A 13,563-nucleotide genomic window follows, 5' to 3' on the forward strand; every position below is an offset into this window, starting at 1 on the left:
TCCTCACACGGGTTGGTTCGCGGGTCACTTCGCGACGCGCGCCAGCGAGCGGCGGGCGGCGTCGACGACGGCCTCGGCGGTGAAACCGAACTTCTCGAACAGGGTGGCGGCGTCGGCACTGGCGCCGAAGTGCTCGATCGAGACGGGCTCGCCGGTGGTGCCGAGCAGCCGGTACCAGGGCTGGGCCACCCCGGCCTCGACCGAGACCCGGGCCGTCACGGCGGCCGGGATCACGCTCTCGCGGTAGGCCTCGTCCTGGTTCTCGAACCAGTCGAGGCACGGCATGGAGACGACCCGGGCGGGGACGCCGTCGGCCTCGAGGGTCTCGCGGGCCGCGACGGCCAGCTGGACCTCGGAGCCGGTGGCGATGAGCACGACCTGCGGGTCGCCGTTCGAGGCGTCCTCGAGGACGTAGCCGCCCTTCGCGACGCCCTCGTAGGACGTCCCCTCGAGCACCGGCACGTTCTGCCGCGTCAGCGCGAGGCCCGCCGGGCCGTGCGGGTTGTCGAGGACCGCGCGGAAGGCGTGCGCGGTCTCGTTGGGGTCGGCCGGGCGGAGCACCGACATGCGGGGGATCGCCCGGAGGCTGGCGAGCTGCTCGATCGGCTGGTGGGTGGGTCCGTCCTCGCCGAGGCCGATCGAGTCGTGGGTCCAGATGTAGGTGGTGTTGAGGTTCATCAGCGCCGCCAGGCGGACCGGGGGCCGCATGTAGTCGGAGAAGATGAGGAAGGTGCCGCCGAAGACGCGGGTGCCGCCGTGCAGCGCGATCCCGTTGAGGATCGAGCCCATGGCGTGCTCGCGGACCCCGAAGTGCAGGACCCGGCCGTAGGGGCTCATCTGCCCCCAGTTGTTCGTCTCCACGGTCGAGGGACCGAAGGACGGCGAGTCGGGGATCGTCGTGTTGTTGCTCTCCGCGAGATCGGCCGACCCGCCCCAGAGCTCGGGCAGCACCGGCCCGACGGCGGTCAGGATCGACTGGAGCGCCTTGCGGGTGGCCAGGGGCTTGTCGTCGAGGCCCCACGTGGGCAGCGAGTCCTCCCAGCCGGCGGGCAGCTCGCGCTTGGCCATCCGGTCGAACAGCTCGCGACGCTCGGGGTTCTGCTCGGCCCACGTGTCGAACTTCGTGGTCCAGGCCTCGTGCGCCTCGCGCCCGCGGTCCTTCACCTTGCGGGCGTGCGCGAGGACCTCGTCGTCGACCTGGAAGCTCTTGTCGGGGTCGAACCCGAGGATCTTCTTGACCGCCGCGACCTCGTCGTCGCCGAGCGCCGCGCCGTGCGCCGCGCCCTTGTTCATCTTCTCCGGCGCGGGATAGCCGATGACGGTGCGCAGCGCGATGAAGCTGGGGCGGCCGGTCTCCGCCTTGGCGTTCTCGATCGCCTCGCGGATGCCGACGACGTTCTCGCCGCCGCGCACCACCTGCGTGTGCCAGCCGTAGGCCTCGTAGCGGGCGACGACGTCCTCGTCGAGCGCCACCGACGTGTCGTCCTCGATGGAGATGTGGTTGTCGTCGTAGAAGACGACGAGGTTGCCGAGCTGCTGACGGCCGGCGATCGAGCTCGCCTCGGCCGTCACGCCCTCCTCGATGTCGCCGTCGGAGGCGATCACGTAGACGTAGTGGTCGAACGGGCTCTCGCCCGGCGCGGCGTCCGGGTCCCAGAGACCGCGCTCGCGGCGGGCCGCCATCGCCATGCCGACGCTCGAGGCCAGGCCCTGGCCGAGCGGGCCCGTGGTGATCTCGACGCCCGTGGTGTAGCCGTGCTCGGGGTGGCCCGGCGTGGCGGAGCCCCACGTGCGGAGCGCCTCGAGGTCGGAGAGCTCCAGGCCGTAGCCCGAGAGGAAGAGCTGGATGTAGAGCGTGAGGCTCGAGTGCCCGGCGGAGAGCACGAACCGGTCGCGGCCCGGCCAGTCGGCGTCGGCCGGGTCGTGGCTCATCGTGTGCTGGAACAGGGTGTACGCCAGTGGCGCGAGCGCCATCGCGGTGCCCGGGTGGCCGTTGCCGACCTTCTGCACCGCGTCGGCCGCGAGGACGCGGACCGTGTCGACCGCGCGCTGGTCGAGGTCCGACCAGTCGTCGGGCCGGTGCGGGGTGGTGAGGGCGGCGATCTCGTCGGGCGATTCACTCGCCGGTCGGGTACTCGCGTCGGTCGTGGTCACGAACTCGCTCTCCCTGTGTCTGACGTCGTGGATCGCGGCAGCGTCGGCCACGACCCGGTTCCGGTTCCCTCGTGTCCTGCGGACCCGGTCCCGTCGACGACGACTGGATCGATCCCGAGAACCTCCTGGGTGCCCATGTTGTCACGATGCATCGACACCCTGGAGCCCGACGGAACCCTGGGCCGGTACTACCCGCTCCCGCGCGCGAGGACACGCCGCGCCTAGGATCGCCGTCGGCTCCCCACCGGACGGCGGGTGACGTGCCCCGCATCCAGCGCTCCCGGCCCGGGGGCGGGCGAGCGCGAGGGTCGCCCGGGGTGCAGACTGCATCGACGACAGCGTGTAGGAGGCGGCCCGCCGGGGCCGCCGGGCGCCGTGAGAGGACCGGGTGATCGGGTGAGCACGGCGGTCGGTCCGTCGCCGACGGGGGCGCGGTCCAGGCTCGGCGGGTACTGGGCCCGCTCCATGGCGACCGTCCGCGCGTACCTCGCGCTGACGAAGGCCCGGATCATCGAGCAGCTGCTCGTGGTCACGGTGCCGGCCATGATGCTCGCGCAGCGCGCGGTGCCCTCGCTCTGGCTCGTCCTCGCGGTGCTCGTCGGCGGCGCGGCCGCGGCGGCCAGCGCGCACGCCCTGAACTGCGTGATCGACGCGGACATCGACGCGAAGATGGCCCGCACCCGCAAGCGCCCGTTGGCGCGCGACGCGGTGCCCCGCTCGCACGCCCTGGTCTTCGGCCTCGTGCTGGGCGCGCTGTCCGCGGTGTGGCTCGGCCTGACCGCGAACTGGGTGGCCGCGGGCCTCTCGGTGGCCGCGATCGCCTTCTACATCGTCGTCTACACCCTCGTGCTCAAGCGCCGCACGGCCCAGAACATCGTCTGGGGCGGGGCCGCCGGCTGCATGCCGGTGGTCATCGGCTGGGCCGCCGTCACCGGCGGCGTGGGCTGGCCCGCCCTCGTGCTGTTCGGGATCATCTTCTTCTGGACGCCGCCGCACTTCTGGGCCCTCGCGATGCGCTACCGCGACGAGTACGCCGCCGCGGGCGTGCCCATGCTCCCCGTGGTCGCGTCCCCGCAGCGGGTCTCGCGCCAGATCGTCCTCTACTCGTGGGCGATGGTCGTCTGGTCGGCGCTGCTGGTCCCGGCCACGTCCTGGATCTACCTGGTCACGGCCGCCGTCGGGGGCGCGTGGTTCCTCGTCGCCGCCCACCGGCTCGACCGCGCGGTGCACCGCGACGAGGTCGTCAACACGATGCGGCTGTTCCACCTGTCGAACACCTACCTGACCGCCCTGTTCGTGGCGGTGGCGGTCGACTCGGCGTTCGGCTGGCCCGTCTTCGGCTGGCCGTTCTAGGGCCTCTGGGTGATCATCAGTACGTGAGGCACCTCGCGGGGTCCTTCCGCCTGCCTCACGTGCGTCTCGTCCCGAGGCCCCGGTGCGCCAGGGTCGCGAGAAGTCGTTGGACGAACTCCCGGGGTGCCACGACGTCGTCGCCGGTCCACGGCACGGTGACCCAGTCGCAGGCCGCCAGCTCGGCGGTCCGGCGCTGGTCCCGGCGCCACTGCGCCCGGTCCGTCCGGTGATGCTCGCCGGCGACCCTGACCTCCTTCCACCCGAAGTCGACCCGGGCGACGAAGAGGCCACCGTCGTCGAACACCACGTACTGGGGGATCGGCGGCGGGACGTCGCGGCGGGCCATGATCAGCCGCATCCGGGTCTCGGGCGGCGACGCGGACCGTGGGTCGGAGCCGGCCACGACGTCCGCGAGGCCCAGGCACCCACGCCGACCGACGGGGCGCTCGAGCAGGACGGCGGGCGGGAACCGGCCGACGCGTGCCAGGGCGTCGACCGCCACCACCGCGTCGTCGAACCGCAGCCGGCGCGCGAGGTCCCACGCGGTGCGCTCCGCGGAGGTGACGAGCACGCCCTCGACGTCCACCACGTCGTCGGGATCGAGCACGTCCTGCCGGATCACCAGCCCGGAACGGGGGCGGACACGGCGCGGCCCGACGACCAGATCGACCGGCGCGTCCCGAGGGCCGCAACTCGCGCCGAGGAGCTCCGCCGCTGCGAAGCCGCCGACCACCGGGGGAGTACCGCGCACGTAGAGCACCGCGGCCCGGGCCCGCTCCGCGAGCGTCGTGGGCACCTGGTCGGCGGGGGCGTGGACGTTGGGGAGGAGGCGGGTCACGGTCGGTCCGGCCAGCCGACCTCGCGTGATCCCGCCGCGGGCGAGGGCCTCGTCGGCCCGGAAGGGGCCCCGGATGGATTCCATGTCGGCTCGGAGTCGAGACGGACCGGATGGGTTCCACCCCCGTCGCCGAGAGGCACACAAGGCAGGTTCCGGACCCGGGAATCCTGCCTCACGTGCTGATGATCACGGGACCAGGAGGAGCTTCCCCGTCGTCGCGCGGCCCTCGAGGTCGCGGTGCGCCTCGGCGGCGGAGGCGAGCGGGTAGCGCCCGCCGATCCGCACCGGCAGCGCTCCGTCGGCGACCGCCCCCAGCACCGCGGCCGCCCGGTCCCGCAGCTCCGCGGTGGTGCGGACGTGCCAGCCCAGCGACGGGCGGGTCAGGTACACCGAGCCCGCCGTGTTGAGGCGCTGCGGGTCGACCGGCGGGACCGGTCCCGAGGCCGCCCCGTAGAGCGCGAGCACCCCGCGCACCCGAAGCGACGCCAGCGAGCCGTCGAACGTCGTCGCCCCGACGCCGTCGTACACCGCGGCCACCCCCTCGCCTTCGGTGAGCGCCCTTACCTCGTCGGCGAATCCCTCGTAGCCGAGGACGTGGGCCGCGCCGGCGTCGCGCGCGAGGGCCGCCTTCTCCTCCGTCGAGGTCGTCGCGATCACCGTCGCCCCGAGCGCCGACGCCATCCGGCACAGCAGCAGGCCCATGCCGCCGGCCCCCGCGTGGACGAGCACCGTCTCGCCGCGGGCCACGGGGTGCGTGTCGTGGACCAGGACGTGCGCCGTCATGCCCTGCAGCAGGACCGCCGCCGCGAGCTCGGTGGCCAGGCCCTCGGGGACGGGGACGCACCGCGCCGCCGGGACCGCCGCGACCTCGGCGTAGGCCCCGGGCCCGTCGCAGAACGCCACGCGGTCGCCGACGACGAGGTCGGTCACCGCCCGGCCGACGGCCCGCACCACCCCCGCGCCCTCGAGCCCGGGCGTCGTCGGCAGCGGCGTCGGGTAGAGCCCGCTGCGCCGGTAGGTGTCGATGTAGTTGACGCCCGCGGACTCGATCCCGACGAGCACGTCGACCTCGCCGAGGGCCGGTTCCGGCACCTCGGTGGGCACGAGGACCTCGGGCCCGCCGTGGGCCTCCACGCGGACGGCACGCATGGCGCGGCAGCCTAGATCGGACGGGGCCTAGAGGGAGGTCGCCTCGAGCGTGCGGGCCTGCGGCGTTCCCGACGACGGCGCGGTGCCGGCCGGGTCGGTGGTCGCGGCCCAGAGCCACGCGATCGCCGCCGTCACGAGCATCGCGCCGAGCACGTGCAGCGCCACGAGCACCTCGGGGACGCCGAGCGCGTACTGGGCGCCGCCGAGCAGGCCCTGGGCGAGGGTGACGAGCACCAGCACCCGGAATCGCCGGACGACGGCCCGGGGCGCGGAGACCGCGTGCAGCAGGAAGCCCAGGCCGACGAGCAGCCCGAGGAAGGCGAACAGCAGGTGGGCGTGCGCCATGGCGAGGTCGGGCACGGAGAAGGCGGTCAGGCGGGGCGTCGTCGGGTCGCCGGCGTGCGGGCCGGCCGCAGTCACGAGCGTCCCGACGACGATCAGCACCGTCAGCACGGCCGCGCCCACCGCGGTGAGGCCGCGGACGGCCCGGGGCACGACGACCTCGCGGGCCTCGGTCCCCGACTCGAGCGCCCACGCGTCGCGGGCCAGCAGCACCGCGAGCCACACCAGGGGCACCGAGACGATGAAGTGGGGCGCCACGGTGTACCAGGCGAGCCCCGTGAGGACCGTGACGCCGCCGATGACGGCCTGGGCGACCACGCCGAGCGGCATCGTGCAGGCCAGCAGGAGCAGGCGACGGCGGCGCGGGCGCACGAACAGCGCCGCGATCACGCAGGCGCCGGTGACGAGCACGAGGGCGATGCCGAGCAGCCGGTTGCCGAACTCGATCCACTGGTGCAGCGCGGCCACCTCGGCGTGGGCCACGGGGACCATGCTGCCGGGGAAGCACTGCGGCCAGGTCGGGCAGCCGAGGCCCGAGCCGGTGACGCGCACGGCCGCGCCGGTCACGGCGATCCCGCCCTGCCCGACGACCGCGGCGACGGCGAGCCCACGCATCAGGGCCGGGGGAGTCCTCACCGGGCCAGCCTACGACACCCTGTAGTGAGTCTCAGTCCCACTTGAGCGTCCGGACGGCGACGGCCCCGGCCACCACGGCCCAGACCAGCAGCACGACGAGGTGGCCGACCCCGGGGCCGCCGCCGAGCAGCACCGAGCGCAGCCCCTCGGCGAGCGCCCCGCTGGGGAGCAGCTCGACGACGGCGCCGAGCGGGCCGGGCAGCTGGTCGGCCGGCACCACGATGCCGCCGACGAAGAGCAGCACGAACCAGACCACGTTGGCGATGACGAGCACGAGGTCGGCGCGCACGGAGCCGCCGAGCAGCAGCCCGCAGGCCCCGAACGCCGCCGCCCCGAGGACGATCAGCAGCAGCGCCCAGCCGAGCGACGCACCGTCGGGACGCCACCCCAGCGCGAGGCCCACCCCGCCGAGGACGACCACCTGGAGGACGACCACCGCCGCCATCCCGCCGAGGCGACCCGTGACGACGAGCCAGCGGGGGATCGCGGTGGCGGCGAGCCGGCGCATCAGCCCGTAGCGGCGGTCGAAGCCGAGCGCGATCGCCTGGCTGGTGAAGCCGGTCGACATCATGGCCAGGGCGAGGACGGTGCCCAGCGCGGCGTTCACCCGCGGCTCGGGCAGCTCGACGAGGCCCTGCAGCAGGGTGAGCCCGACGAGCAGCGCCAGCGGGATGACGAGCGTGAGCAGCAGCTGCTCGGAGTGGCGCAGCGCGAGGACCGTCTCGGTGCGGGTGTGCACGGCGAGCATCCGGGCCCGCGAGCCGATGCCCGGGTCGGGGGTGAAGGTGCCGGCCTCGAAGGGGGTCACGAGCGCAGTTCCCGTCCGGTGAGGTCGAGGAAGACGTCCTCGAGGCTGCGCCGTCCCATCCGGACGTCGTCGGCGAGCACGCCCTGGCGCGCGCACCAGGCCGTCACCGCGGCGAGGACCTGGGGGTCGATCGAGCCCACGACGGTGTAGTGCCCGGGCGGGCCCTCCTTACTGAGGTGGCCCTCGGGCAGCACGTCGTCGAGCAGGGCGAGGTCCATCCCCGGGACGGCGCGGAACCGCATCATGTCCTCGGAGCCCGCCGTGGTCAGCTCGTCGGGCGAGCCCGCGGCGACGACGCGGCCGTGGTCGACGATGACGACGTCGTCGGCGAGGGTCTCCGCCTCCTGCATGAGGTGCGTGGTCAGCAGCACCGCGACCCCGTCGGCGCGCAGGGCCCGCACGAGGTCCCACACGAGGTGGCGGCCCTGCGGGTCGAGGCTCGAGGTGGGCTCGTCGAGGAAGACGAGCTCCGGGCGCCCGACGACCGCGCAGGCGAGGCTCAGGCGCTGCTGCTGCCCGCCGGAGAGCCGCTTGTAGGGCAGCTTCGCGCACGACTCGAGGCCGAGGGTGTGCACGAGCCACTCGGTGTCGAGCGGGCGCGACGAGCAGGCCGCGACGAGGTCGAGCATCTCGCGGACCCGCACCATCGGGTAGGCGCCGCCGCCCTGGGGCATGACGCCCATCCGGGCCCGCAGCGCCTCGGGGGCGCCCGCGGGGTCGGCGCCGAGCACCCGCACGCTGCCCGAGGTGCGGGTGCGGAAGCCCTCGCACACCTCGACGGTGGTGGTCTTGCCGGCGCCGTTGGGCCCGAGGAGCGCCAGGACGCGGCCGTGGTGCAGGTCGAGGTCGAGACCGTCGACGGCGGCCGTGTCGCCGTAGCGCACGACGAGGTCGCGGACCTCGACGGCCGCCGGTTCTGCACCCACGTGGCCCAGCCTAGGTCGCCGGGGCGGTGGTCCCCGTACGGGCCTCGTCGTCGGGCCCCGCCGGCCGGGGCGGGATCCGCGGCGTGTTCCGGCGGGCGATGAGCAGCGGGAGGATCGCGACGACCAGCGCGGCGGTGATGGCCATCGGCAGCTGGTAGGCCCGGAAGGTGAAGTCGTTGCCCGTCGGCGGGACGAGCAGGGCCACCGTGGCGCACACCGCGACGGCGCAGCCCCGGACCCGCGGGGCGGTGACCGAGCACGCGAGCGGGACCATCAGCCAGAGCAGGTACCAGGGGTGCAGCACGGGGCCGGCGAGGAACACCGCGCCGAACCCGTAGGCCACGCCGGCCACGGGGTGCAGCCGCCCGCGCAGCACCATCAGCAGCAGCAGCACGCAGACCAGCGCCGCCACCCCGAGCCCGGCCGACCGGGTGAGGGAGAGGACGGCGTCGGTGTGGTCGCCCAGGCCGAGCCAGATGCCGATCTGCCCGCCGAGCACCCCGAGGTCGGTGGTGATCGAGAGCCAGGAGCGGAGCAGGTTCGGCACCGACAGCGCCGTGATCCACCCGAAGCCGAGCCCCGACCCGAGCGACACGGCCACCACCACGCCGAGCCCGGTCGCCGAGACCGCCGCACCCCACCGCAGCAGGGCGATCAGCCCGTCGCGGCCGCGGGGGTCCTTCCCGGCCGCGAGGCAGTGCTCCCGGGCCACGTGCGCGGCGAGGAAGCCCAGCGCGAGCACCGCCGGGATCTTCCCGGAGGCGCCGAGCCCGATGAGGGCGGCGCCGAGGAACCAGGAGGAACGGAAACCGATCTCGAGGCCGGCCAGGACGACGCCCATCATGATCGCGTCGTTGTGGATGCCGGAGACGAGGTGGAAGAGCACCAGCGGGCTCACGGCGAGCCACAGGGCGGCCACCGGCTCCACGCCCGCGCGCCGCGCGAGGTGGGGGGCCGCCCAGATGACCAGGCCGAGCCCGACCAGGGCGAGCACCCGGTGCAGGTAGACCCCGAGCACGATGTCGTCCCCGGCGATCGCGGTCACCAGACGCCCGAAGGTGAGGAACCCCGGGCCGTAGGGGGAGGGCGTGGTGCGCCAGATCGTGGGGATCGAGGCGACCAGCGGGTCGTCGAGGCCGAGGGCCTGGGCGGCGCCGAAGACGTAGGGGTCGAAGCCGCGCGAGACCACCTCGGCTTGCGAGAGGTAGCCGTAGACGTCGGTGGAGAACAGCGGCGGCGCCACGGCGAGGGGCGCGCACCAGGTGACGAGGATGCGGGAGAGCTGGCGGACGGTCAGCCGCACCCGCCCGGGCCAGGCGAGCCGGCCCAGCCACAGCCAGGCGAGGACGACCATGCCCATGCCGACGTAGGCGAGCGCGATCGACACGGTGGGCAGGCGCCCGGGGAGACCGAGCACCCGGACGCCCAGCAGCGGGTTGTAGGCCGATGCCGGGGTGGCGCCGCACCCGAGGGCACCGACCGCCATGAGGAGCGCGCCGGTGAACCCGAACCGGCGGCAGAAGCGCAGCCGCCGGCGCTCGTCGGGGGTCGCGGGCGCCTCGGGCGCCGACCGCTGGGGACCGCCCGACGAGCCCTCGTCGGGCTCCGGGGGAGCCGTCGGGGCCGTCGCCGTCACCCGGGGGACGATACCGAGGGCCCCCGACACCTCCCGGTGAGCCCCGACCCGGGGCCGCGGCGCGGGTGACCCGCACCACCCGGGGGCCACGACCCGTGCAGCCGGGACGCATATAGGCAAGAGTGGTGTTGTCTAAAGCGGGTAGCCCTGTGTCATGATCGTGAGACGGGTTCCCATCCAGCCCCGGAGGTGAGCGCATGATCCGGATCGACCACGCGGAGCACGCACGCTCCGTGGCCGACGGCCGGACCCGCGACGCGGTGGTCCGCCTGCTCCTCGAGCGTGGCCCCACCACGGCGGCCACGCTCGCCGACCGGCTGCACCTCTCGGGTCCCGGCGTCCGCCGGCACCTCGACGCGCTGGTCGCCGAGGGCAGCGTCCTCACGCGGGACGCCCCGGCCTCCGGCAAGCGCGGTCGTCCGGCCCGGCAGTTCCTCCTCACGGCGAGCGGCCGTGCCCGCGCGGGCCGCGGGGAGCACGGTTCGGCCGAGCTCGCCGTGGCCGCCCTGCGCCGTCTCGGCGAGGCGGCGGGCGAGGAGGCCGTGAAGGCGTTTGCGCGCGAACGGGTCCTGACGATGGTCGGGTCCCACCGCGAGCACGTCGAGGCCGGTGCCGACCGCGCGGAGCGGACGGGGCGCCTCGCCGAGGCCCTGACCGCCGAGGGCTACGCGGCGAGCAGCAGCGGCAGCGGCGACGCCCGGGTGGCCGGCGAGCAGCTGTGCCAGCACCACTGCCCGGTCGCCGACGTGGCCGCGGAGTTCCCCCAGCTGTGCGAGGCGGAGGCCGAGGTCTTCGCCGAGCTCCTGGGCACCCACGTCCAGCGGTTGGCCACCATCGCGCGCGGCGACGCCGCGTGCACCACACACGTCCCGGCACAGCAGTCGCCGGTCGATCGATCCTCGGGCACCACCACCGCCGTCACCACCGGCGGAGACCCCGACGTCAAGGGAAGGCAGGTCGTATGACCACCGCACCGGAGAAGGAGACGCTGACCCAGGAGGAGACCCTCGCCTCCCTGGGCAGCTACCAGTTCGGGTGGCACGACAGCGACAGCGCGGGCGCCAGCGCCCAGCGCGGCCTGTCCGAGGCCGTCGTCCGGGACATCTCGGCCAAGAAGGACGAGCCCGACTGGATGCTCCAGCTGCGCCTCAAGGCCCTGGGCATGTTCGACAAGAAGCCGATGCCGAACTGGGGCTCCGACCTGTCGGGCATCCACTTCGACAACATCAAGTACTTCGTGCGCTCGACGGAGAAGCAGGCGGCCACCTGGGACGACCTGCCCGACGACATCAAGAACACCTACGACAAGCTCGGCATCCCCGAGGCCGAGAAGGCCCGCCTGGTGTCCGGTGTCGCGGCGCAGTACGAGTCCGAGGTCGTCTACCACGCGATCCGCGAGGACCTCGAGGAGCAGGGTGTCATCTTCATGGACACCGACACCGGGCTGCGCGAGCACCCGGAGCTGTTCGAGGAGTACTTCGGCTCGGTGATCCCGGCCGGCGACAACAAGTTCTCCGCGCTGAACTCCGCGGTGTGGTCGGGCGGCTCGTTCATCTACGTGCCGAAGGGTGTCCACGTCGACATCCCGCTGCAGGCCTACTTCCGGATCAACACCGAGAACATGGGCCAGTTCGAGCGGACGCTGATCATCGTCGACGAGGACGCCTACGTCCACTACGTCGAGGGCTGCACGGCACCGATCTACTCGTCCGACTCGCTGCACTCCGCGGTCGTCGAGATCGTCGTCAAGAAGGGCGGCCGCTGCCGCTACACGACCATCCAGAACTGGTCGAACAACGTCTACAACCTGGTCACCAAGCGCGCCAAGGCCGAAGAGGGCGCGACGATGGAGTGGGTCGACGGCAACATCGGCTCCAAGGTGACGATGAAGTACCCGGCCGTCTGGCTGATGGGCCCCCACGCCAAGGGCGAGGTGCTCTCGGTCGCCTTCTCCGGCGAGGGCCAGCACCAGGACGCCGGCGCCAAGATGGTGCACCTGGCTCCGCACACGTCGTCGACGATCATCTCGAAGTCGGTGGCGCGCGGTGGCGGCCGGACCTCCTACCGCGGCCTGGTCCGCGTGAACAAGGGCGCGCACCACTCGCGGTCCACGGTGAAGTGCGACGCGCTGCTGGTCGACACGATCAGCCGCTCGGACACCTATCCCTACGTCGACGTCCGCGAGGACGACGTGACGATGGGCCACGAGGCGACCGTCTCGAAGGTCAGCGAGGACCAGCTCTTCTACCTGATGTCCCGCGGCCTCACCGAGGACGAGGCCATGGCGATGATCGTGCGCGGGTTCGTCGAGCCCATCGCGCGTGAGCTGCCCATGGAGTACGCGCTCGAGCTCAACCGCCTGATCGAGCTGCAGATGGAAGGAGCGGTGGGCTAGTGAGTGCCGCCGAGACCCCCGACGGCCCCGCCGCGCAGATCGGCGGGGGCGTCATCAGCGCCCCCGCCGACTCGCCGGAGTCCTACGACCCGGGTATCGCGGCGGCCTCCCCGCCGGCCGCGACCCCGGGCTCGCCCGCCCTCGCTCCGTGGGAGGAGCGCCACCTCTCCTACGACGTGGAGTCCTTCGAGGTGCCCCGCGGCCGCGAGGAGCAGTGGCGGTTCACGCCGCTGCGCCGCCTCCGCGGCCTGCACGACGGCACGGCGACCGCCACCGCGACCGCCTCGGTGGAGATCACCGAGGGCTTCGGCAGCGGCGCCGACCAGGACGCCATGACCGAGGACCTCGGGGACGACGCCCGCGTCGAGACCGTGGGTCTCGACGACCCGCGGCTCGGCGACGGTGGCATCCCCGCCGACCGCGTGGCCGCCCAGGCCTGGGCCTCGGCGACCGAGGCCACCGTCCTGACGGTGACCGGGGCTCGCCCGGCCGACCGCCCCCTCACCGTGACCACCACCGGTCCCGGCGCGGGGAACGTCGCCTGGTTGCACCTGCAGGTCCGCCTGGAGCCGCAGACCGAGGCCGTCGTGGTCCTCGACCACCGCGGCTCGGGCACCATCGGCGCCAACGTCGAGGTCGTGGTGGGCGACGCCGCCCGCCTGACCCTCGTCGAGGTGCACGACTGGGCCGACGACGCCGTGTTCGTGGGCGCCTCGCACCTCGGGATCGGCCGCGACGCCACCCTGCGGCACACCTCGGTGACCCTGGGCGGCGACCTGGTCCGGCTCTCGCCGACGGTGAACTACCGCGCGCCCGGAGGCGACGTCGAGCTCGACGGGCTCTACTTCGCCGACGGCGGCCAGCACTTCGAGCAGCGCCTGTTCGTCGACCACGCGATCCCGAATTGTCGGTCGCGGGTCATCTACAAGGGCGCGTTGCAGGGCGTCGAGGGCAGCTCGCCCGCGCACACCGTGTGGATCGGCGACGTGCTGATCCGCAAGGCCGCGGAGGGCACCGACACCTACGAGCTCAACCGCAACCTGCTGCTCACCGACAACGCTCGCGCCGACTCGGTGCCCAACCTCGAGATCGAGACGGGCGAGATCGTCGGCGCCGGCCACGCCAGCGCGACCGGCCGGTTCGACGACGAGCAGCTGTTCTACCTGATGGCGCGCGGGATCCCCGAGGACCAGGCCCGACGGCTCGTCGTGCGCGGGTTCTTCGGCGAGGTCATCCACAAGATCGGCGTGCCCGCGCTGCGCGACCGGCTCGAGGCGGCCATCGAGGCCGAGCTCGAGGCCATCGGCAGCTAGAAGAACTCCCACC

General features: G+C 73.7%; 11 protein-coding genes. 4 read left to right on the top strand and 7 right to left on the bottom strand.

Annotated elements, in window-relative coordinates; translation table 11 throughout:
• Positions 1-24 precede the first annotated feature (24 nt).
• On the bottom strand, positions 25-2,103 hold the full coding sequence (tkt, locus tag ACFPBZ_RS19155; protein ID WP_378037731.1) for a transketolase: 2,079 nt from the start codon (positions 2,101-2,103) through the stop codon (positions 25-27).
• Between the two features lie 516 nt (positions 2,104-2,619).
• Between tkt and ACFPBZ_RS19160 the strand changes: the two genes are divergently transcribed.
• Entirely contained in the window at positions 2,620-3,507 is an 888-nt protein-coding gene (locus ACFPBZ_RS19160; RefSeq protein WP_378037732.1) for a heme o synthase, read from the top strand.
• A 55-nt stretch (positions 3,508-3,562) separates the two neighbouring features.
• Here ACFPBZ_RS19160 and ACFPBZ_RS19165 read toward each other — a convergent pair whose 3' ends face one another.
• The 6 genes from ACFPBZ_RS19165 to mptB form a co-directional block, all read right to left on the bottom strand.
• On the bottom strand, positions 3,563-4,429 hold the full coding sequence (locus tag ACFPBZ_RS19165) for a hypothetical protein (protein ID WP_378037694.1): 867 nt from the start codon (positions 4,427-4,429) through the stop codon (positions 3,563-3,565).
• Positions 4,430-4,531: 102 nt separating this feature from the next.
• Positions 4,532-5,494 (bottom strand): quinone oxidoreductase family protein, encoded by a 963-nt coding sequence (locus ACFPBZ_RS19170; RefSeq protein ID WP_378037695.1) that lies wholly within the window; start codon positions 5,492-5,494, stop codon positions 4,532-4,534.
• A gap of 27 nt (positions 5,495-5,521) precedes the next feature.
• Positions 5,522-6,451: a COX15/CtaA family protein gene (locus ACFPBZ_RS19175; protein WP_378037733.1), complete on the bottom strand. Its 930-nt coding sequence runs from the start codon at positions 6,449-6,451 to the stop codon at positions 5,522-5,524.
• A 52-nt stretch (positions 6,452-6,503) separates the two neighbouring features.
• Positions 6,504-7,220 (bottom strand): ABC transporter permease, encoded by a 717-nt coding sequence (locus ACFPBZ_RS19180; protein WP_378037734.1) that lies wholly within the window; start codon positions 7,218-7,220, stop codon positions 6,504-6,506.
• Between the two features lie 56 nt (positions 7,221-7,276).
• Entirely contained in the window at positions 7,277-8,206 is a 930-nt protein-coding gene (locus ACFPBZ_RS19185) for an ABC transporter ATP-binding protein (protein ID WP_378037696.1), read from the bottom strand.
• Between the two features lie 10 nt (positions 8,207-8,216).
• Positions 8,217-9,842, bottom strand: coding sequence for a polyprenol phosphomannose-dependent alpha 1,6 mannosyltransferase MptB (mptB, locus tag ACFPBZ_RS19190; RefSeq protein WP_378037697.1), 1,626 nt, complete (start codon positions 9,840-9,842; stop codon positions 8,217-8,219).
• 197 nt (positions 9,843-10,039) lie between these two features.
• Between mptB and ACFPBZ_RS19195 the strand changes: the two genes are divergently transcribed.
• The 3 genes from ACFPBZ_RS19195 (at position 10,040) to sufD (ending at position 13,550) form a co-directional block, all read left to right on the top strand.
• Entirely contained in the window at positions 10,040-10,807 is a 768-nt protein-coding gene (locus tag ACFPBZ_RS19195) for a helix-turn-helix transcriptional regulator (RefSeq protein ID WP_378037698.1), read from the top strand.
• On the top strand, positions 10,804-12,237 hold the full coding sequence (gene sufB, locus ACFPBZ_RS19200; RefSeq protein ID WP_378037699.1) for a Fe-S cluster assembly protein SufB: 1,434 nt from the start codon (positions 10,804-10,806) through the stop codon (positions 12,235-12,237). Before ACFPBZ_RS19195 ends, sufB begins: the two co-directional genes overlap by 4 nt.
• Before the next feature lie 95 nt (positions 12,238-12,332).
• The gene (gene sufD / locus ACFPBZ_RS19205; protein ID WP_378037735.1) at positions 12,333-13,550 is read left to right on the top strand and encodes a Fe-S cluster assembly protein SufD; all 1,218 of its coding nucleotides are present in this window, start codon (positions 12,333-12,335) and stop codon (positions 13,548-13,550) included.
• The last annotated feature ends 13 nt before the right edge of the window (positions 13,551-13,563 follow it).

This window comes from Actinomycetospora atypica, assembly GCF_042653685.1.
Taxonomy (GTDB): domain Bacteria; phylum Actinomycetota; class Actinomycetes; order Mycobacteriales; family Pseudonocardiaceae; genus Actinomycetospora; species Actinomycetospora atypica.